This is a genomic window from Enterococcus sp. DIV1537a (genome assembly GCF_051712085.1).
GTDB lineage: Bacteria > Bacillota > Bacilli > Lactobacillales > Enterococcaceae > Enterococcus > Enterococcus faecalis.
In genome coordinates this window covers 1,053,944-1,072,889 of record NZ_JBIOOE010000001.1, presented here as the reverse complement: position 1 = coordinate 1,072,889, position 18,946 = coordinate 1,053,944, and the positions used below count along the sequence as shown (strand labels likewise).

Sequence of the window (18,946 nt, the reverse complement as noted above, 5' to 3'; positions counted from 1 at the left end):
CTCATTTGGCATTGCTAATCTGAATACAGTATGACTACTTGTTGCCGCTATTTTTTGCTGTTATTTTACTCTTTAATTGAAGCGCTAGAAACGCTGTCAACTGTTGGCTTTTCGATCGCTGACTCTTCTTCATGGACTGATGCACTTGAGACACTATCTGCCGTTTCTGGCGCTTCTTTTTTGGAGGCACCACTGACTGCATCGACGTTTTTTCCACCGACTAATTCTTGCCCAGTTTGTTTTAAATACCAATCAACAATTGGTTTAAAGTCTAAAATATACTCATTAATTCCCGCGTAATTTCCATTATCATCATACATCGCTTGATAGTTATGCACTACATAGGTATCTGGTCCGTGCATTGGAACATGAACGCGAATAACATCTGTTTTTCCTGACCGTAATTGCTGAATCACCCATTCTACATTTTTCAATGCTTTTGGTGGATGGCAATTCGCTAATGGATTACCAACTTGTCCTGGTTGCCGTTTAGCAAACATTTCTTCAGCAGCCATTTTTTTATTGTAATATAAAAATTGATTGTTACTGTCTGCGTAAGTCAATTCCATTGGCATTGATTTTAAGAAATAATTTAGCTGATCAACGGTTAAAATGCCTCGATCTAATTTTACGTATGTGTCGCCTTCAACAGCCTGAACCGCTTCTGCTGCTTGTTCTACCCAATCATCTGCTGCCATATCAACCCCTTCGATCGTTGTTTCAATGGTTCCTTTTGCATGTAAATCTTCAGGTAAGTCTTTTGGCTTAGCCCCTTCTAATTTTGAAATCACATCAATGAATTCCACGAATTTTTGTAATGTGCTTTCTAAAAATTGACGTGTTCCCTCCGCAATTAAGTTGCCGTTTTCATCAAATGCTTCTTTAGCTTTCCCTAATAAAAACTCGTTTCCAGGCATCACGATCGCATTGACACCAGGTGCATCAAGAATTTGACGGAGATGTAATTGCGCACGTGAGGTTCCTTGATCATAATAAGAGCAACCAACAATCATTACTGGTTTATTTTCCAGCGGATGAATTTTGAAAGATAACCATTCTAACACACTTTTCAAACCGGCAGGAATGGTATGGTTATGTTCGGGCGTCGCAATAATTACGCCGTCTGCTTGTAAAATTTTGCGATTCATATTCTGAATCAAGACACTGTTCGTTTGATCCTTACTTTGATTAAACATTGGAATATCTTTAATTTCTAAAATTTCCAAGTCGAACATTTTATAAAACTCTTTGCCAATATATTGCAGTAGTAACCGATTATAAGAAGAATCAGCATTTGATCCGACGATCCCAATTAATTTCATTTTATTCACTCCATTTCGTTAAATCGTTTCCCATGAGAAATTTTCTGCTTCTTGTTTGTTTTGCGCATGCGCATGTTTCAGCTGTTCTGTAATTTCAATAAATACACAAAAATCTGCAAACAAACCAGCTAGTTTATCTATTTGTTCTGAATCTTTTAACGCATTGTTTTCATCAAAAGCTTGTAAGGAATGCGCTAATAGAAATTCAGAGCTTGGCATAATTCGTGCTTTCAATTCAGGAGCATCTAAAATTTGACGCAGATGCGCTTGTGCTCTAGAGGAACCTAACGTGCCATAAGATGCACCAGTAATCATAACTGGTTTATCAACAAACGGAAAAATCCCGTAAGATAGCCAACTTAGGGCATTCATCAAAGAAGCCGGCACCGCATGGTCATATTCAGGCGTACTGATAATGACGCCATCTGCTGCTTCAATTTTTTCAGCAACCGTTTTAACTATTTCTGGCAAAACTTTGTCTTCTGGCTTGTTAAACATAGGAAAGTCAACAATTTCAACTAGTTCAATGTCAGCCTCCTGCGCAAAATAGTGTTGCATAAATTGCAAAAGTTGACGATTGGTTGATTGCTCTGAGTTCGTTCCTACTAAGCCGATAATTTTTTTCATAATGAGCTGTCCTTTCTTTTTCGGTTCTATGAATGGATAATGTGAAGAGTATCTGCTAACCCACTGCTATATAAAATTTGCTGGTCTTGTGTAATGATGACTCCTTCAATCCCATCTAGTTGATTGAGGATTTCAAGCGCTTCTGGAATTGGATAACCAAATAAACGCGTTGTCCAAATCTCACCATCCACTGAAGCATCCGAGATAATTGTGATGCTGGCCATTTCAGTTTCCAATGGATATCCGGTTGTCGGATCCAACAAATGGTGATAGACTCGCCCAGCTTCGGTTAAACTTCTTTCATAAATGCCCGACGTCACAACCGATTGATTAGCCACTTCGACAAGTAAGCTGATTGTTTCTCTGGATTCTTGCGGATTGCGAATACCAATTCGCCATTTTTTGTTTTGATGCGTAGAGGGCCCCAACGTCACAATATTGCCGCCCAGATTAATCAAAGCAGACGTCACATGGACTTCTTTCAAATAGGAAATTAGTAAATCAGCGATATAGCCTTTTGCTAAAGCCCCCAGATCTAATTTCATTCCTTCTTCTTCCAAAAAAACCGTTTGTTTTAAGGGATTTAAGTGAATCTTTTCTGGATTAATTTTTTTCAAACAGGCTTTAATTTCCTCTTCTGACGGGACACGGGCATCTTTAAAACCGATTCGCCATGTTTGAACTAACGGGCCAATGGTAACATTCAAATGACTAGCTGGATCACAACTATGTTTTTTCCCTAATGCAATTAATTGATACAACTCTGGATGAACGCTGACTGGTTTTTGCCCAGCTTGTTGATTGACAGCCATCAGTTCCGAAGTTGAATCATTTGCACTAAAACGTTGTTCATAAGTGATCAATCGTTGATGCACTTCTTCTAGAATTTTTTCAGGTTCTTCATGGTCTACAAATACATCTATTACTGTGCCCATCAAATAAATAGTTTGACTTTGTTGCACCTCAAGACTTCCTCTCCACGAAATATTGTGTTTTATTTCACATTTATTCACAAATGAATCATACGCCTTTATTTGATGCCAGTCAAGTCGTTTATATATTTTTTTATATAAAATAACGACCTTAAAATTTTCATTTAAGGTCGTAACATGTCTTGAACTCTTTTAAAAAACGCTTTTTTTATTATATTTTGAAAATAAATATATAATTTTCTATATAAACTAATTATTCTTAGATAAAATTGTTTCTTTCAATGTTTGAATTGCTTCCAACAAGATGCGGTTTTTATTGATTTTTGCATACGCGCGGGCATCTTGTAGTAGTTCTAAAATTTGTTCTTGCGGCTTTTCTTCAGCTAAGGCATTTTTCGCAAGTTGGAAAGCTGCTCTTGCCAAGTAATACGTGACGTGATTATCAGAACAGATGGAAATCGCATACTCTAACAAAGCATCACTTGTTTCTAAATCGCCTTTTTCTGCATAAAAAACACCACAGTGAAAGACAACATTTAATACTCGCCAAGTATCTTCCATTGATTGAATAGTATAAAGATATATTTCCTTGAAGACCTTATTGAAATAAAATTCGGCTTTCTCAATTTCGCCTTCTTTGGCATAGGCCATGCCAATTCCAGTAAAAGCTAACAAACGGTAAATATCGCTCGTGTATTTTTGCTCTTCAAACAGAAGTTTTTCAAAGGTAAATAAGCAATCCATCAACGAAGCATTTTGAAAAATCATGACAAAGCCTTGTAAATAATAATATTCTAATAACAGTTGGGAATCTTTGATTTCATCAAAAGGAATATTTTTTAAAATTGTTTGCAATTGGTCATGTTCGCTGGTAATCAAGAAGAATTCTGCTTCTTCCATTTTTTCAAGAATTTCAGGTTGTTTAATCCCTACGCGCGGGAAGAGTTCACCCAAAGGTAGCTCTAAACGATTACATAGTTGGATCAATATTTTTAAAGTCGGGACTTGACCATTCTTTTCAAAGCGACTAACCGTAACTTGCGTACAAATCCCTTTAGCCAATTCACTTTGCGACAAACCACGTGCTTTGCGTTTTTCTATAAACCGTTGTATATTCATTGCTTTTCCTCTCATTCTCATCTTCTCAAACTTACTATAATACAACTTACCTTAAAAATATATATAGAAAAAGAAAAATGTTTATAACAAAAAAGAACACAGACAACTCTTTCATTAAAAGTTTGTCTGCGCTCTATTAGAACCTGAATCACTAAACGTCAATTCAGCGTTATTTAATCAATCCGATACGTCATACTTGCTTTGTTTAGAGAGCAGCTCTTTTTTTAGCTTCTTTCACAAACGTATTCATGGCCTGATATAATTTTTCCTTGATTTCTTTGAGATTAGCTTGTTGTAATTCTTTATTGGCAACTAACTGTTGACCGTTCACCCAAACGGCTTCAACATTGCTAGCATTTGCTGAATAGACCAACGCTGAATAGGCATCAAAAATCGGAAACATATTAACTGATTGCGTTTCAATTAATGTTATATCCGCTTTTTTGCCCACTTCCAATGAGCCGACTTGCTCCGCCAAGCCTAACGTTTTAGCGCCCCCCATCGTTGCCAGATAAACAATTTCTTTAGCAGGAAACAAGGAGCGATCTTGGTGTGCTGTCTTATGAAAATTCGCAACCATACGCATTTGGGTGAATAAATCTAATGTATTCCCACTACTAGGTCCATCCGTGCCTAAACCGACAATAATCCCTTGATCAAGCATTTGCTTAATCGGCGCTACGCCTTTGGCTGATTTAGTATTCGCACCGATACAATGAGCGACACGCGCTTTTCCATTAGTAGCAGCTAAACTCGCAAGATCTTCATCTGTTGCCAAAATACAATGCGCTAAAATAAACGGCTCACTCAAATAACCCAGTTCTTCTAAGAAAGCAATTGGTGTTTTTTGATAGGCTTTTTCAAACTCAGCCATTTCATAAGTCATTTCAGCAACGTGCATGGTCATAGGAACTTGGTATCGCCGACTAAGTTCAATAATTTTTGCTAACACTTCTGGTGAGTTGGTATTCGGTGCATGCGGCGCAAGCATAGGCGTAATCAACGGATGACCTTGCCACTTGCGAATAAAGGTTTCCGCATAAAAAAGACCGCCTGAAGGTTCCGGACTATCACAAGTGGGCATATCAATAATCGTCTCTCCGAGCAAAGCGCGAACACTCATTTTTTCGCAACTTTTAGCAATTTCATCTTCAAAATAATACATATCACAAAAGCTCGTAATACCACTCAGTAACATTTCAGCAATTGCATAATCACTACTGCATCCTACTAATTCTTTTGTCATGAATTGTTCTAATGGAAAAAGAAAACGCCGGAGTCGATCTGGCACATCGTCTCCTAACGAACGAAACGGAATCATGCCTACATGGGTATGGGTGTTAATCATCCCAGGCATTAAAATTCCATTTTGACCATCGATTACTTGATTTGCAGCCATTCGCTTTTCATCAAGTGTGGTCATTGGTGCTAATTCCACAATTGTGTCTTCTTCAATCACTAAATAGCCGGCTTTGATTTCTGAAAATTGCTCATCCATTGTTAGTATATGCACATTTTTAATGAGTGTTTTCATGCAAAAGAACTCCATCCTCTGGAAAAACTAATGGATAGAAACGTTGTGATTTCGTATCCATCATCCCAAAATCTGTCACTTTAATGGCTGGCGAGACAGGCAATGATAGTGTAGAAAAAGACATGATTTCATTCATATTTTGATAGCCTAACGCTTGCATAGCTTGTCGGACTTTTTGTAAAGAAGCGCCTAATTGTTCAATCGGTGCTTGCGATAAAATCCCACCAATTGGTAAAGGACAAGTTGCCATAACTTGCTGATCCGAAGCAACCAAATAGCCGCCTTGCATCGCTAATAATTCATTCTGCGCTAACAGAATATCCTCAATCGTATTACCCATCACCATTAAATTATGATGATCATGGGCCCAGGTTGTCGCAATGGCTCCTTTCTCGGAAAGGGGTTGATCCATTAAAGAAAAAGAAATATTGCCATTTTTTCCGTAACGTTCCATCACAATTAATAAGGCACAGTTGGCTTTTTGCCATTGCAACAATCCATTTTCAACAGGAATTTCTTTTGTAATTCGCTCTGTAAATGTGCCAATTTCTTGTTTTTGAATCACATTACAACGAACTGTTTCTTTTGTTGTAGCCACCTTTAAAAGTAAATCTTCTTCTGTTAACTTTTTACATTGGATGGTTTGTTGGTAAGCGGCTGGAAACTCTTCGATTTTTTCTGGATAATGGAAGGGCTCGCCTTTTTCAAAAACGACCTTTCCAGATTTATAAACCGTATTAATATCAAAACTTTCTAAGTCATTTAATAACAAAAAGTCAGCTTTTTTACCAGGTGCAATTTCGCCACGATCATGGAGACCCATTCGTTTGGCCGGCGTATAAGTTGCCATATAAATGGCTTTTTCGATAGGCAATCCTGCATGAACGGCTTTTTTGACATTTTCATTTAGATGACCTTTTAGCAAATCATCAGCCATCACGTCATCCGTGATAATACTTGCATAATTGTAGAAGTCATTGTCTACTATCACCTGAATATTTTCAGGAGTGATTGATTTATTTTGAAATTGAATAAAGACGCCCGCTTCAATCTTTTCTTTTAACGTTTTAGGAAATTGATGGGTATGATCTGAAGTGATACCACTATATAGAAAATCTGCTAACTCTTGATCTTCGATTTTAGGACAGTGGCCTTCTAAAGGCATGGTTGGTCGTTGTTTTTGACACAAATCGATAATTTGACGAATTAAAGAATCTGGCTCATAGGAAATCCCTTTAAAATTCATGGCTTCCCCTAAACAAATCACTTTTGGTTCTTTGAGTAATTCTGCTACTTCTGCTAAGCCGATAATCCCACCAGTTGTTTCTAATTCGGGAGTGGTCGAAGGAACCGAGGAAGGAATTGCGTGAAAGATATCTAGTTCTGTTTCAGCGGCCATAAAAGCTTTTAAGCCTTCTAAGCCAAATACATTAGCCATTTCATGGGCATCGGCAATCACCGTTGTCACACCGTAACGCACTACTGCTTTGGAAAAAATAGTAGGTGTCGTCATGGAACTTTCAATATGCATGTGTGCATCAATTAAGCCGGGAATCATCCATTGATTCTCGGCATTAATTGTTTTTTTGGGCTGCAAATTGACGTTCTCTTCTTCATAAATGTAATAAAATTTATCATTTTTAATCGCAACATTTCGTTGAACGAATGTTTGAGTGACTGTTTGATACAGCCACACATTTTTTAGTAATACATCGACGTTCATTTTGTCCCTCTTTTCTAAAACTATTGATTCATCGTCCGATTCCATTGATCAATCCAATCCGCTAGTTGACTATTAATAAAATTAAAATCGACTGTTTTGGCACGTTCGGCAATGGCACCATATGTTTTATTTTTCGCTTCTTTTTCGCTTAGCGTTACTTGTTGATTTGTAGGTCCTTCATTTAATGAAATCGCTTTGACCTTTTGTGATTCTTCACTAATCCGTGCGTTAACAAATTTAAAGGCGGTTTCTTTGTTTTGTGCTTTTTTAGGAATATTGACTGTATTATAGTTGGCATACGTGCCGCTTTCTGGGACGACATACGTCACGTTTTCTGCTGCGCCTTGAATAATATCAACCGCAAAATCAGCAACCACAGCTGCTTCAATTTCACCAGATTGGAACATATTAGCTAAGTCTGACGATTTTGAATACGTTTTAACAACGTTTGGTTTTAATTCTTTCATCGCTTCAAAAGCGGCCTTCCCGTTATCTTTTGTAATATCTTGACCAGCATGTTCACTAGCAACGTACAACATTAAAGGACCTGCCGTCGTGGCAACGTCTGGAACAGAAATTTTACCTTTCAAATCAGCTGACCATAAGTCATCCCAGTTTTTAATTTCTTTGCCTAATTTTTCTTTGTTGTAAACAATCCCGATACTGTTTACAGCGATTGGTACGCCAGCACCACTTTCAAAAACCTCTTTTGCTCCCGGCGTTAACTGACTTAAATTAGGTACTTCTTTTTCTGTAATTTTTTCAAATAACCCTTCTTTTCCACCTTGTGCTGCATTTGCTTGTGCTAATTCAATGACATCAATTCCCGCATTGGGATTATTTTTTAATTTCGTAAAGCGGTCTGCGCTATTGCCTACTTCTAAGGTAACTTTCGCTTCATTCTCTTTTTCAAATGGAGCGATAATGTCTTTTTTGACAATATCTTCACTTAATCCGAAAGTTGAAACGACTAAAGCATTACTTCCACCTTTACTCTCGCTTTTCGTAGTTGCTTCGCTGTTTCCACAAGCAGTCATTAATAACGTTACAGCGACTAATGTCCCTAAAATTACGCGTTTTTTCATTTTTAAATCTTCCTCCAAAATGGTTTTTATTTTTCTAAAATAACTAATTTCTCAGCTGGAAAGGCCAAGTGAATGGTTTCGTTTGTTTCATATAACTGTTCACTTGTTCCATTAACCAGCAATGTACCTAACGCTGTTTCCACTTCATATTGATAGCTTTTCCCTAAAAATGTTCGGACAGCGACAGTACCTGCGACAGTATTAGTAGCAGCTTCTGAAACAATCTCAATGTCCTCTGGACGAATCGTTGCCACCGTCGTTGTAACATTTGGTTCAGGATTAGTCGTTTTCACTATTTGATTTGTTTGTGTCCGATAATGACCGGCTTCCATTTTTTCGACAGAGAAAAAGTTTTCAAAACCGATAAATTCAGCGACAAACTTAGTACGAGGCAAACGATAAATCGTTTCTGGTGAATCATATTGTTCAATCACGCCATTATTCATAATGGCCACTTTATCTGAAATAGAAAAACATTCTTCTTGGTCATGTGTGACAAAAACTGTCGTAATGCCTAATTGTTGTTGAATCCGTTTGATTTCAATCCTCATTGCTACTCGCAATTTTGCATCTAAATTACTCAACGGTTCATCTAGTAGTAATAGTTTAGGTTCAATAATCAGAGCACGTGCTAGCGCAACCCGCTGTCTTTGACCACCAGATAATTGTTTTGGATAACGGTCGCCCAAGCTTTCTAAACCACATACTTTTAGCATTTCCGTGACTTTTTGGTCCATGGTTTGTTTGCTTTCTTTGCGTAATTTCAGCCCAAAAGCGACATTTTCTGCAATCGTTAAATGGGGAAATAACGCATAGCTTTGAAAAACCATCCCGAAGTTTCTTTTATGGACAGGAACCTTTGTTAGTTCTTCTTGGTCAACGAAAAACTGTCCGTCGTTTGGCTTAATTAATCCAGCAATCACTCTTAGCGTAGTCGTTTTACCACAACCACTCGGTCCTAATAAAGAAACTAACTCTCCTTTTTCCATTGAAATATTTAAATCTTTTAAAATATCTTGTTTTCCGTCATAGCTGACGCGAATATCTTTTAAATCTACAAAAGTCAAAATTTTCTCCTCTTTCTATCTCGTGCTTCTTCCATGTTTTAGGCAATGGAAGCCAGTCCCAACGTTTTTTCAATTAAAAACATTAAGCCCATTGTTAGTAGCATCAACAATACAGAAATTGCTGAAACAGTTGGATCATAATTGTATTCCATATAACTTAATAAAGAAGTAGGCAGCATCGTCACACCGGGACCTGATAAAAACATCGATACAGGAACATTGTTAAACGAATTGACAAATGCTAACATAAAGGCTGCAAAAATTCCCGAAGACACATTGGGTAAAACAATTTGAATGAAAGCTCGCAATCTTGTACAACCTAATGTCCAAGCTACTTCTTCCATTGAATAATCTAGTTGTTCCATACTTGACCCAACCACTCGAATAATATAAGGCAAACTAATTAAAAAATGCCCCATTAATAATCCTTGAAAGACAGGCAAACCTAATTTAATAACAATATATTGAAATAACGTATACCCGACCACAATTCCTGGAATCACAGTTGGGGATAAGAAAAAGCTTTTAATAAAGTTGCGCCCGCGAACGGAATAACGTGCCAGCGCATAGGAAGCCGGAATCCCTACTATTAATGCTAAAACAGTCGCTAATACCCCAATCAACAAGCTTAACTTAAAACTGTCCATAAACGTTTCCGATTGTAATGCTTTGGCGTACCAATCTAAAGTAAATCCTTTAATCGGAAATTGAATCGCTGCGGCTGTTCCAAAAGAAGTCACCACAATCAAACATAATGGTAAAAATAAAAACAGAAAAACTAGAATTGCAATAACAGATAGTCCTTTTTGCTTACGCATGATTTGCTTCTCTCCGATCTACTTTCTTAGCGACCATGTCTAGGCCTTTCATCACAATTAATGTTGTTAAAATCATAATAAATGCAAGAACACTCGCCGATTGCCAATCACCTAAAGTATTAGCCTTTTGATATAAGAAGGTCGACATCATCATTTTTTGGTTACCACCTAACAGCTGTGGCGTCGTATAAGCCGTTAAAGTTCCTGTAAACACTAATATACTTCCTACGATGGTGCCTGGAATTGATAAAGGTAAAACAATTTTCCGAAAAGCCGTCATTGGATTGGCGCCTAGCGTCTCAGCCGCTTCAAGCATTTCTCCTTCAATGTTTTCCATAACCCCAACTAAGGTCATAATCATTGTCGGTAAAAATAAATACACTGAACCGATAATAATTGCAAATTCTGTATACAATAAATTCAGCGGTTGCTCAATTAAGCCTGTTTTTAATAACAACGTATTCACTACACCGTTTTTTCCTAAAATGTTAATCCAAGCAAAACTTCGAATAACTGAGTTGGTTAATAGTGGAAACAAGGTCATAGCCATTAAAAAGCCACGCCATTTTTTGGAAACTCTAGCAATAAAGTATGCCGTTGGAATGCCCAACACGATTGAAATCCCCGTCACAATTAACGAAACTCTTATCGTTCGCCAGAAAATTGAAACATTATAGTCATCTTTAAAAAAAGTAACATACTGATTTAGTGTCAAGCCATGATCAGTAAAAATGGTTGGCAAAATGCTAGTAATTAATGGAATCATTAAGAAAAATAATAATAGTACTAGCCCCGGTGCCACAATTAAATAAGGAACTTTCTTGTTCATTCGTACACTCCTCGTTCGTTTTTTCACTTCATCAGTATACGCAAGGAAAACGTATATTTCAACACATTTTCATCTTTTTGTTCGTTTTTAAACCCGAACGTTCGTATATTTTTTCGGAAAAGGTTATTAAAAAATAAAACACGAACATTAAACAAAAAAACACAAACAAAACTGTTTGTGTTTTTTGTCAACTTTTTTATTTATCACTTAATTTTCTTGGAACGTTTGATCCTTTTCCATCATTTTCACTATAATACCATCTTGATACACCTGATAATATCCGAACAATCCATTCTCTTTCGAGACACTATTCTTTTCAGATCTAATTTGAACAACATAACTTCCTTTATTTGACTGCTTAAACGTATAATGAAACGCCGAGTCATTCGTTGGTATCCCTAAACCATTTTGTAAAAATTCAATCGCTTCCTGTTTAGTATAAGATTCTGCTTCTAATTGCGTTCCTAAATGCGGATTTTTTTGATCAACAAATTGTCTTGCTTTGTCATTATTAGCAGACTTTTCTATAACGACTTCCTGTTGCGAATTCCTACTTCCTGAACAGCCAGTTAATACAAATAAAATCACCAACAACCCCAAACACTTACTCAAAGTTTTCTCCTCCTCTCCCTTTTCATTAGTGATACCTGATGATTTCTTTTATATTTTAGCATGCTTGATATAACGAATGGTGCTCAAAAAAGACAGAATCAACAAGTAAAAATTGTCGACTCACTTTTCTCAACTAATATTAAAAACTATTTGTCTCAATATTTTCGAATTCCCTGTAAATTACTGATAAATAAAAACAGCTCTTTTTGCGTATACTTATATTATCAGCCCCTAAAGGAGGAACTTTCTTGAATAAAAAAAATCTACTCACTTATCAATCAATGACAGTCTTGTTTCTAGTATTCAGTCTCTTTACTTTTGACCCATCGGTTTCTTTTGCCACTCGTTCTGGAAAAACGCCTGTTTCAGTTGAGCTAGAACTTGGAGGGCTGCCTGGCGATGAATCGGTTGACGATACCGTTGATCCTGATTTAGAAAATCCTAACACTAGTTTTGACTTGCTCTTCATTCCGAAAGAATTTACTTTTGAAACCCAAGCGATTTCTGGTGATTTAACAGCAGTTCCTATACGACCTTCTGAAGGTAATACTCATACAATGAGACACTTCGGGATGGGGGATGTTCGCGGAGCCTTAACTGGTTGGCATGTCACTGCTGAAATCCCACACATGCGAAACGAAGCTCATTCTTTACTAGGCATCATTACGTTTCAATTAACAGGCGGCTATGCCCGCTATGACAAAACGTTAAGGCGTTTCTTTATGACAAATACAATGTATGGACTGGATTTTTCAGAAGATCCTGCTGCACCCGACTTCCCGACCAACCCAATTATTATCGGTAACGGTGCGACTTTAATGAGTAACGCTGGTGACAGAAAAGGACAAGGCATGTGGAGTGGCCGCATGACCGATATTTCTCTTGCAATTCAAACCCCTGTTTCACAATTATTTCCTGGCGCATATACAGGTTCGATTATCTGGAATTTAATCTCTGGACCTGCATAAAATAAAGAAACGCTTAGAAAACTAGCGAAATCACTACTCTTCTAAGCGTTTCTTTATATCATAAGGACTATTTGCTCCTTCTATTCGTCTAAACATACTTTACCGCTTTTCGTTTAACGAATCACTTGGCCCCAGCGGTAATCAAACTGATACTCTTGGTTGCCATTATTCAAATTAATTTTGTATAAATAACGCGGGACTTTAATGAACAACGCATCCTCTACTTGAAAAGCTTCAATAGGTACATTTTCTTTAGTTAAAAGCAACGGTGTTTGCCACTCGTATGTTTTTTTCTGCCAATTGTATAAGCCAACTATCGCTTGAATACTTTGTCTTTTCTTGTATGACAGAACATAATAATTTGCTTCATCTTTCTTGCCTAGTAAAACTGGTGCTATTAGTTGCTCTTCTAGTTTTCCTTGCACTGTTGTTCGCTCTTCCGATGACAGCTCTTGACCAATTTGACTCTCATTTGAATCTACCGTCCATTTAGGCGCTTCTTGTGTTTGAAAGACTTCTTTGAAAGTTGGGTCTTGTTTTAACTGCCAATTTTTCAAATCTAATTGATAATATCGATTGTTTAATCCATAAATATAGAGATAGCGATTATCCATAAAACGATAATCAACGAAATCAGAGCTTAAATAGTCTTTTAATTCAGGGAATTTCTTCACTAAATCCGCTTCGGAAAACTGTTTTTTCCCTGTTTTTGTATCGAGTAAGTAAATGGCCTCGTTATCAGCATTATTCAAAACCACATATTGATCCGTTTGACCAATTAAATAATCACGCCAGCCTAAACGTTTACTCCACATTCGTTCGCCCGTCTGACTATTAACAGAAATCACTTGGAACAATGAGTTACTGGTGCTAATGCCATTCGTTCGTCCATTTGGGATAATCATTCGCTCGATTGAAGTTAAGCCTTTCGTTTTTTCAGAATAAAACGTCGCACTTTTCTCTTCAATCGTTACTGAACGAAACATTCCGAAAAAGATTAAACCAGCAAAATGTACCACTGCAAGATAAACCAACAAAATTAACGCATAGGGAACCAGTCTCCTTGTACTCCGCCTTCTTATTAAGGAAATAACCAAAATACCACTAATTACTATAAAAATAATTGCTACAATGATGACAAAAATATCATGATAGAGCCAACCAGATAATTGCCAACTTCTATAAAGTGTGTCCATTACGCCATCCTTTCCAATTGTTATTTGCTTATTATAAAAAGGATACTATTTTTTTTTGAAAAATAACAACAAAAAGCGACGAACAGCAATAAGCCCATTCAAGTTGACTAACTAGGTCAACTTGAATGGGCGTGGAGAAATGTGCCTTGTTATTCAGTTATTCCGCTTCTTCAATTGCAGACAAAGCTTTTGCAATATCAATTTCTTTATTCCGATAATCAGCATCATGAACTGGAAAATGCTGCCGCAATTCTGCTGCTTCCATCCAAGAAACAGTCCCTTGTTTAATGCCAAAATCAAGAATGTGCCCACCAAATTGGTGATCCTCACTGATAAAGTGCAAATGAAATCCTGCAGCAGAAGCACCATGAAATAATTTAGGTGTAAAGAACCCTACAACTGTTCCCTGAATATTCTCCGCTGTAAATTCAGGTTGATTGCGTGCTGCTTCTACAAATGGTGGATATGGTTTTTCTTGTTTAGGTGCCACACGGACATGCATCTTCGCAAAAAGACCGCTAATTTTAATTGCCGCAAAAAAATTAGGACTAATTTTTTCTAAAATTTGTGCTTTAATATTTTCATCGGTTTCCGTTGATACAGGGAATGCGCCATCTTCTTGAAAACGAGTAACTGCGGCATATGGCGTTAATTCTTCGCCTTCTAAAATAGTAATTTCGCCAGTTTGATTCGCATGATACAATATACCGTCCAATAAAATAATTTCGCCATTTGAGCCTTCTAATGTCCCAATTCCAAAATCACCTTGCGTGAGTAACGTACCAATTTCTGCCGTTCCTGCCATCAAACTTTCCATTAAACCGCCTAGCGTACCATGTTGATAAACATATTGTTCGCTCATTTTTCCATCTCCTAATAAAGTTGATCTGGTAACAATGTTTTACCTAATTCTTGATTATCTGAATAATCCACAGGAACATCAATAATCACTGGGCCTTCTGTTTGCATTCCTTCTTCTAAAGCTACGGCAAATTCTGCTTGTGAATGAACTCGAACCCCTTTGGCTCCAAAAGCTTCAGCATACTTCACAAAATCAACTGGACCAAAATCTACGCCAGAGGATCGATTATATTTCATTTCTTCTTGGAATTTAACCATATCATAACTACCATCATTCCAAATAATATGCACGATATTTTGCTTTAAACGAACCGCTGTTTCTAATTCTTGCGCCGAAAATAGGAAACCGCCGTCCCCAGAAACAGAGATAATTTGTGTATTCGGACGAACCAGCGCAGCCGAGATTGCCCAAGGCAAAGCGACACCTAATGTTTGCATACCGTTACTAAATAATAAATGACGCGGTTCATAACTTCTAAAGTGGCGAGCCATCCAAATGTAGTGACTCCCTACGTCAACAGTAACTGTCATTTCATTCGTGGTTTTTTCTTGAAGCGTTTGAACAATTTCTAATGGATGTAATCGATTTTCAATTGTACTTGTTTTTACTTCTTTAATCGTTAATTTTTCTTGAAGCGTTTCTAAATAATCTTGCGCATCTTCTGTTAATATTGGTTCACTAAATGCTTCTGATAATTTCAAAATATTTTTAGACATATCACCAATTAGCTCTTCTTCCGGTTGCATATATTGATCAATTTCCATTTGAACTTCATCAATAACAATAACGCGCGCATCTTTTTCTGCGTTCCAATTACGTGCTTCATATTCAATGGGGTCATAACCAATCGCAATCACTAAATCACTTCTTTTTAACAAACGATCCCCAGGTTGGTTTCGAAATAAACCAACACGCCCAAAGAAATGTTCTTCTAATTCTTTTGAAATAATTCCTGCTCCTTGGAACGTTTCCACGACTGGCAAACCAGTTATAGCAACCAATTCACGAATGGCTGCGGTAACTTTTCGTGCAGAGGCCCGCATTCCTAAAAGTAAAACAGGTAATTTCGCTTGCTTGATTCGTTCAGCTAAAGCTGCGATTGTTTCTGCTGATGCATGGCCCAGTTTCGGAGCCGACAAAGGCTTAATTGCTTCACCTGTCACCGGACTATCTGTGACATCTTGTGGGATCGATAAGAATGTTGCGCCTTTTTTCGCTGTTTTGGCGATACGGTAAGCATTGGCAATATTTTCAGATAATGTTTCTGGATCTTGAATTTCTGTACTGAATTTTGTTATTGGACTAAATAATGCAGCATTATTCATGCTTTGGTGAGTTAATTTTGACAAATCGGACCGTTTCACCTGTCCAGCCAATGCTAAAACAGGGTCCCCTTCTGCAGTCGCAGTTACTAACCCAGTTGCTAAATTGCTGGCACCAGGTCCACTAGTTGCAATAACTAAGCCAGGCTCTCCCGTCAAACGACCAATCCCTTGTGCCATAAAGGCAGCGTTTTGTTCATGTCGAGCTAAAATTAATTCTGGACCTTTGTCAACTAATGCATCAAAAACTCCATCAATTTTTGCACCGGGAATCCCAAAAATATAGGGCACTTCGTGATTGATTAAACTTTCTACTATGATATCTGATCCTTTTTTACTCACTGTTATACCTCCGATTAAAATCTGTACTAATTACAAATACAAAAATACCACTAAAATTCTAATTAATCAACAATGAAACACCTTGAAAACGTGTAATATACTAATTCGCATATTTTAATAGAATTGAGATATTTCAAAAGATTAAGCAAAAATAATGCAAAATACCTTAAAGTTTTATAGTCTTTCAACAATTATTATATACTTCTTCACTAAAAATTAGTAAGATTAACCTATAAGAAAAAAATCACAACCTGTGATAAATTATTGGAGGAAAAATATGTCAAAAGGGAAGAAAATTTTTGCCATTATCTTTGGAATTATCTTGGTTCTATTTCTTGCAGTTGTTGGAATGGGAGCAAAACTTTATTGGGATGTTTCTAAATCAATGGATAAAACCTATGAAACAGTAGAACGATCTAAAAAAAGTCAGGTCAATTTAAACAATAAGGAGCCTTTTTCTGTTTTATTATTAGGGATCGATACAGGCGATGATGGGCGTGTCGAGCAAGGTCGTTCGGATACAACAATTGTTGCAACAGTTAATCCTCGTGATAAGCAAACAACCTTAGTCAGTCTTGCTCGCGATACCTATGTAGATATTCCAGGTCAAGGAAAACAAGATAAATTGAATCACGCCTATGCTTTTGGTGGGGCATCTTTAGCAATGGACACAGTTGAAAACTATTTAAACATACCTATTAATCATTATGTTTCAATCAATATGGCTGGTTTAAAAGAATTAGTCAACGCGGTTGGCGGAATCGAAGTGAACAATAATCTGACTTTTTCTCAAGACGGATATGATTTTACGATTGGTAAAATTTCATTGGATGGTGAACAAGCACTCTCCTATTCAAGAATGCGTTACGAAGATCCTAATGGTGACTACGGCCGCCAAGAACGTCAAAGAAAAGTGATTGAAGGCATCGTCCAAAAAGTCTTAAGTCTTAATAGCGTGGGCAACTATCAACAAATTTTAACAGCTGTTTCTGATAATATGAAGACAGATTTAAGTTTTGATGACATGAAAAAAATTGCCTTAGATTATCGCAGTGCCTTTGGTAAAGTGAAACAAGACCAACTTCAAGGTACTGGTTTTATGCAAGATGGTGTTTCCTATCAACGTGTGGATGAACAAGAATTAAATCGTGTCCAACAAGAGTTGAAAAATCAATTGAATACAAAATAAAAATAAAACCCACGAGTACTATAAATACTCATGGGTTTTATTTTCTCTTCTATTAACGTTCTTGTTTTACCGCTTCTAAAGCCGCTGTATTAATAATGTTCCAAGGTTTGTCAAACGCTGGTTGGAAGAAGAAGTCCGCATAGGCTAAGTCTTCAATCGTCATTTTGGCTTGAATCGCTAATGAAATAGCATTAATGTTTGCAGTTAAATCTGCTTTCGACATTAATTGAGCGCCTAAAATTTGTGTTGTTTCAGGATCATACACTAATTTAAACCAAGCTTTTTGTTTGTCTGGATTAAAGTCCATCAAGTAGTCTTCTACTACTGTCACCGCTTTTGTTTCTTTTCCTAATTTTTGAGCCATGACTTCGTTAATCCCTGTTGAAGCAAATTTATAATCAAAGACGGCCAAGCCAGAAGATCCTTGAACACCAGGGAAAGGTTTAACTGGTTCCTCTAGGTTTTTCACAGCAAAGCGACCTTGTTTACGAGCATTCGTTGCTAAGGCAATATTTACTTCTGTGTCTGCAGGATTGTATTTAATTAACGTAGCATCCCCTACTGCAAATACATCTGGCTCACTTGTCCGCATGTATTCATCCGTCTTGATTAGGCCATTCGGATGTAATTCTAAGGTACCTTTTAACCAAGCAGTGTTTGGACGGACGCCAACCGCTACAACGACCAAATCAGCATCGTACGCATTTTTATCTGTAACGACTTTTTGCACACGACCGTCGCCTTCGTAACGTTCAACTGTTTCACCAGTTGCAATGGTAATATTATTAGCTTCCATCTCTTCTGTTAAAACATCTGTAAATTCTTTATCTAGATATACCCCTAATGGACGATCTAAAATGTCAATAACAGTAACCTTTTTACCGGCTTTTGCAAATGCTTCGGCAGCTTCAATCCCAATATAACCACTACCAATCACAACCACATTATTGACTTCTGGATCTACTGTTTTTTGTTTTAATTTAATGGCCCATTGACGACCACGCATCAAGTAAATATTATCCAAATCTTTACCTGGAATATCTAATTCAAATGGGACAGCTCCGGGACTGATGATTAATTTATCATAATTTTCAACACGTTCTTCACCTGACACTAAATCTTTCACTGTCACTTGGTGTTCTTTTGGTTGAATCGCTGTAATTTCAGTATTAGAAAAGACATTCACACCACGACTCTCCATTTTTTCGCCAGTCATATAGCGAACAGAATTAACATCTTTCACTTTTCCTTCTAGGTACAACTGCATGCCACAAGACAAGAATGAGATAAAATCACCTTTCTCATACCATTGAATTTCTGCATCAGGATGAAGATTTAGTAATTCCTCTACCGCTTCATAACCTCCATGTGATGATCCTAAAACAATAACTTTCATCGC

Annotated in this window: 17 protein-coding genes; 2 read left to right on the top strand and 15 right to left on the bottom strand. The window is 37.1% G+C overall.

The annotated features are described in order from the left end of the window. Positions 1-65: 65 nt before the first annotated feature. From IGJ41_RS05450 to IGJ41_RS05400, 11 genes are all read right to left on the bottom strand, one after another. Entirely contained in the window at positions 66-1,322 is a 1,257-nt protein-coding gene (locus IGJ41_RS05450) for an NADPH-dependent oxidoreductase (RefSeq protein ID WP_173963568.1), read from the bottom strand. Between the two features lie 18 nt (positions 1,323-1,340). Further along, the gene (locus IGJ41_RS05445) at positions 1,341-1,949 is read right to left on the bottom strand and encodes an NADPH-dependent FMN reductase (protein ID WP_173963569.1); all 609 of its coding nucleotides are present in this window, start codon (positions 1,947-1,949) and stop codon (positions 1,341-1,343) included. A gap of 26 nt (positions 1,950-1,975) precedes the next feature. Beyond that, a complete protein-coding gene (locus tag IGJ41_RS05440; protein ID WP_289855403.1) occupies positions 1,976-2,911 on the bottom strand; it encodes an FAD:protein FMN transferase in 936 nt (311 codons plus the stop codon). 219 nt (positions 2,912-3,130) lie between these two features. Further along, on the bottom strand, positions 3,131-4,021 hold the full coding sequence (locus IGJ41_RS05435) for a helix-turn-helix domain-containing protein (protein ID WP_002382193.1): 891 nt from the start codon (positions 4,019-4,021) through the stop codon (positions 3,131-3,133). Between the two features lie 184 nt (positions 4,022-4,205). Next, positions 4,206-5,534 (bottom strand): amidohydrolase, encoded by a 1,329-nt coding sequence (locus IGJ41_RS05430; RefSeq protein ID WP_002407117.1) that lies wholly within the window; start codon positions 5,532-5,534, stop codon positions 4,206-4,208. Beyond that, the gene (locus IGJ41_RS05425) at positions 5,518-7,302 is read right to left on the bottom strand and encodes an adenine deaminase (protein ID WP_016615736.1); all 1,785 of its coding nucleotides are present in this window, start codon (positions 7,300-7,302) and stop codon (positions 5,518-5,520) included. Before IGJ41_RS05425 ends, IGJ41_RS05430 begins: the two co-directional genes overlap by 17 nt. After that, on the bottom strand, positions 7,278-8,342 hold the full coding sequence (locus IGJ41_RS05420) for an ABC transporter substrate-binding protein (RefSeq protein WP_173963572.1): 1,065 nt from the start codon (positions 8,340-8,342) through the stop codon (positions 7,278-7,280). Before IGJ41_RS05420 ends, IGJ41_RS05425 begins: the two co-directional genes overlap by 25 nt. A 26-nt stretch (positions 8,343-8,368) precedes the next feature. Continuing rightward, a complete protein-coding gene (locus IGJ41_RS05415; protein WP_002384674.1) occupies positions 8,369-9,409 on the bottom strand; it encodes an ABC transporter ATP-binding protein in 1,041 nt (346 codons plus the stop codon). 38 nt (positions 9,410-9,447) lie between these two features. Further along, complete coding sequence (locus tag IGJ41_RS05410; RefSeq protein WP_002357916.1) at positions 9,448-10,227, bottom strand: ABC transporter permease; 780 nt, start codon at positions 10,225-10,227, stop codon at positions 9,448-9,450. Beyond that, the gene (locus IGJ41_RS05405; RefSeq protein ID WP_173963573.1) at positions 10,220-11,056 is read right to left on the bottom strand and encodes an ABC transporter permease; all 837 of its coding nucleotides are present in this window, start codon (positions 11,054-11,056) and stop codon (positions 10,220-10,222) included. Before IGJ41_RS05405 ends, IGJ41_RS05410 begins: the two co-directional genes overlap by 8 nt. Before the next feature lie 207 nt (positions 11,057-11,263). Next, entirely contained in the window at positions 11,264-11,668 is a 405-nt protein-coding gene (locus tag IGJ41_RS05400) for a hypothetical protein (protein ID WP_252671964.1), read from the bottom strand. Positions 11,669-11,874: 206 nt separating this feature from the next. Here IGJ41_RS05400 and IGJ41_RS05395 point away from each other — a divergent pair, with 206 nt between their 5' ends. Further along, positions 11,875-12,636, top strand: coding sequence for a WxL domain-containing protein (locus IGJ41_RS05395; protein ID WP_025187497.1), 762 nt, complete (start codon positions 11,875-11,877; stop codon positions 12,634-12,636). A 113-nt stretch (positions 12,637-12,749) separates the two neighbouring features. Here IGJ41_RS05395 and IGJ41_RS05390 read toward each other — a convergent pair whose 3' ends face one another. The 3 genes from IGJ41_RS05390 to alsS all read right to left on the bottom strand — a co-directional run bounded on the left by IGJ41_RS05390 (position 12,750) and on the right by alsS (position 16,358). Beyond that, complete coding sequence (locus IGJ41_RS05390) at positions 12,750-13,832, bottom strand: PA2928 family protein (protein ID WP_016614177.1); 1,083 nt, start codon at positions 13,830-13,832, stop codon at positions 12,750-12,752. A 157-nt stretch (positions 13,833-13,989) separates the two neighbouring features. Then, positions 13,990-14,694: an acetolactate decarboxylase gene (budA, locus tag IGJ41_RS05385; protein ID WP_002366507.1), complete on the bottom strand. Its 705-nt coding sequence runs from the start codon at positions 14,692-14,694 to the stop codon at positions 13,990-13,992. A gap of 11 nt (positions 14,695-14,705) precedes the next feature. Further along, entirely contained in the window at positions 14,706-16,358 is a 1,653-nt protein-coding gene (gene alsS, locus IGJ41_RS05380; protein WP_174092379.1) for an acetolactate synthase AlsS, read from the bottom strand. Positions 16,359-16,635: 277 nt separating this feature from the next. Here alsS and IGJ41_RS05375 point away from each other — a divergent pair, with 277 nt between their 5' ends. Next, positions 16,636-17,547: an LCP family glycopolymer transferase gene (locus IGJ41_RS05375; protein ID WP_202524539.1), complete on the top strand. Its 912-nt coding sequence runs from the start codon at positions 16,636-16,638 to the stop codon at positions 17,545-17,547. Positions 17,548-17,599: 52 nt separating this feature from the next. Here IGJ41_RS05375 and IGJ41_RS05370 read toward each other — a convergent pair whose 3' ends face one another. Further along, a complete protein-coding gene (locus IGJ41_RS05370; protein ID WP_002357926.1) occupies positions 17,600-18,943 on the bottom strand; it encodes an NADH peroxidase in 1,344 nt (447 codons plus the stop codon). Positions 18,944-18,946 lie beyond the last annotated feature (3 nt).

Excerpts from the sequence above, each read along its gene's own strand:
- IGJ41_RS05450 (WP_173963568.1), bottom strand. The coding sequence starts at position 1,322 with ATGAAATTAATTGGGATCGTCGGATCAAATGCTGATTCTTCTTATAAT.
- IGJ41_RS05445 (WP_173963569.1), bottom strand. The coding sequence starts at position 1,949 with ATGAAAAAAATTATCGGCTTAGTAGGAACGAACTCAGAGCAATCAACC.
- IGJ41_RS05435 (WP_002382193.1), bottom strand. The coding sequence starts at position 4,021 with ATGAGAATGAGAGGAAAAGCAATGAATATACAACGGTTTATAGAAAAA.
- IGJ41_RS05430 (WP_002407117.1), bottom strand. The coding sequence starts at position 5,534 with ATGAAAACACTCATTAAAAATGTGCATATACTAACAATGGATGAGCAA.
- IGJ41_RS05425 (WP_016615736.1), bottom strand. The coding sequence starts at position 7,302 with ATGGAATCGGACGATGAATCAATAGTTTTAGAAAAGAGGGACAAAATG.
- IGJ41_RS05420 (WP_173963572.1), bottom strand. The coding sequence starts at position 8,342 with ATGAAAAAACGCGTAATTTTAGGGACATTAGTCGCTGTAACGTTATTA.
- IGJ41_RS05410 (WP_002357916.1), bottom strand. The coding sequence starts at position 10,227 with ATGCGTAAGCAAAAAGGACTATCTGTTATTGCAATTCTAGTTTTTCTG.
- IGJ41_RS05405 (WP_173963573.1), bottom strand. The coding sequence starts at position 11,056 with ATGAACAAGAAAGTTCCTTATTTAATTGTGGCACCGGGGCTAGTACTA.
- IGJ41_RS05390 (WP_016614177.1), bottom strand. The coding sequence starts at position 13,832 with ATGGACACACTTTATAGAAGTTGGCAATTATCTGGTTGGCTCTATCAT.
- budA (WP_002366507.1), bottom strand. The coding sequence starts at position 14,694 with ATGAGCGAACAATATGTTTATCAACATGGTACGCTAGGCGGTTTAATG.
- IGJ41_RS05375 (WP_202524539.1), top strand. The coding sequence starts at position 16,636 with ATGTCAAAAGGGAAGAAAATTTTTGCCATTATCTTTGGAATTATCTTG.
- IGJ41_RS05370 (WP_002357926.1), bottom strand. The coding sequence starts at position 18,943 with ATGAAAGTTATTGTTTTAGGATCATCACATGGAGGTTATGAAGCGGTA.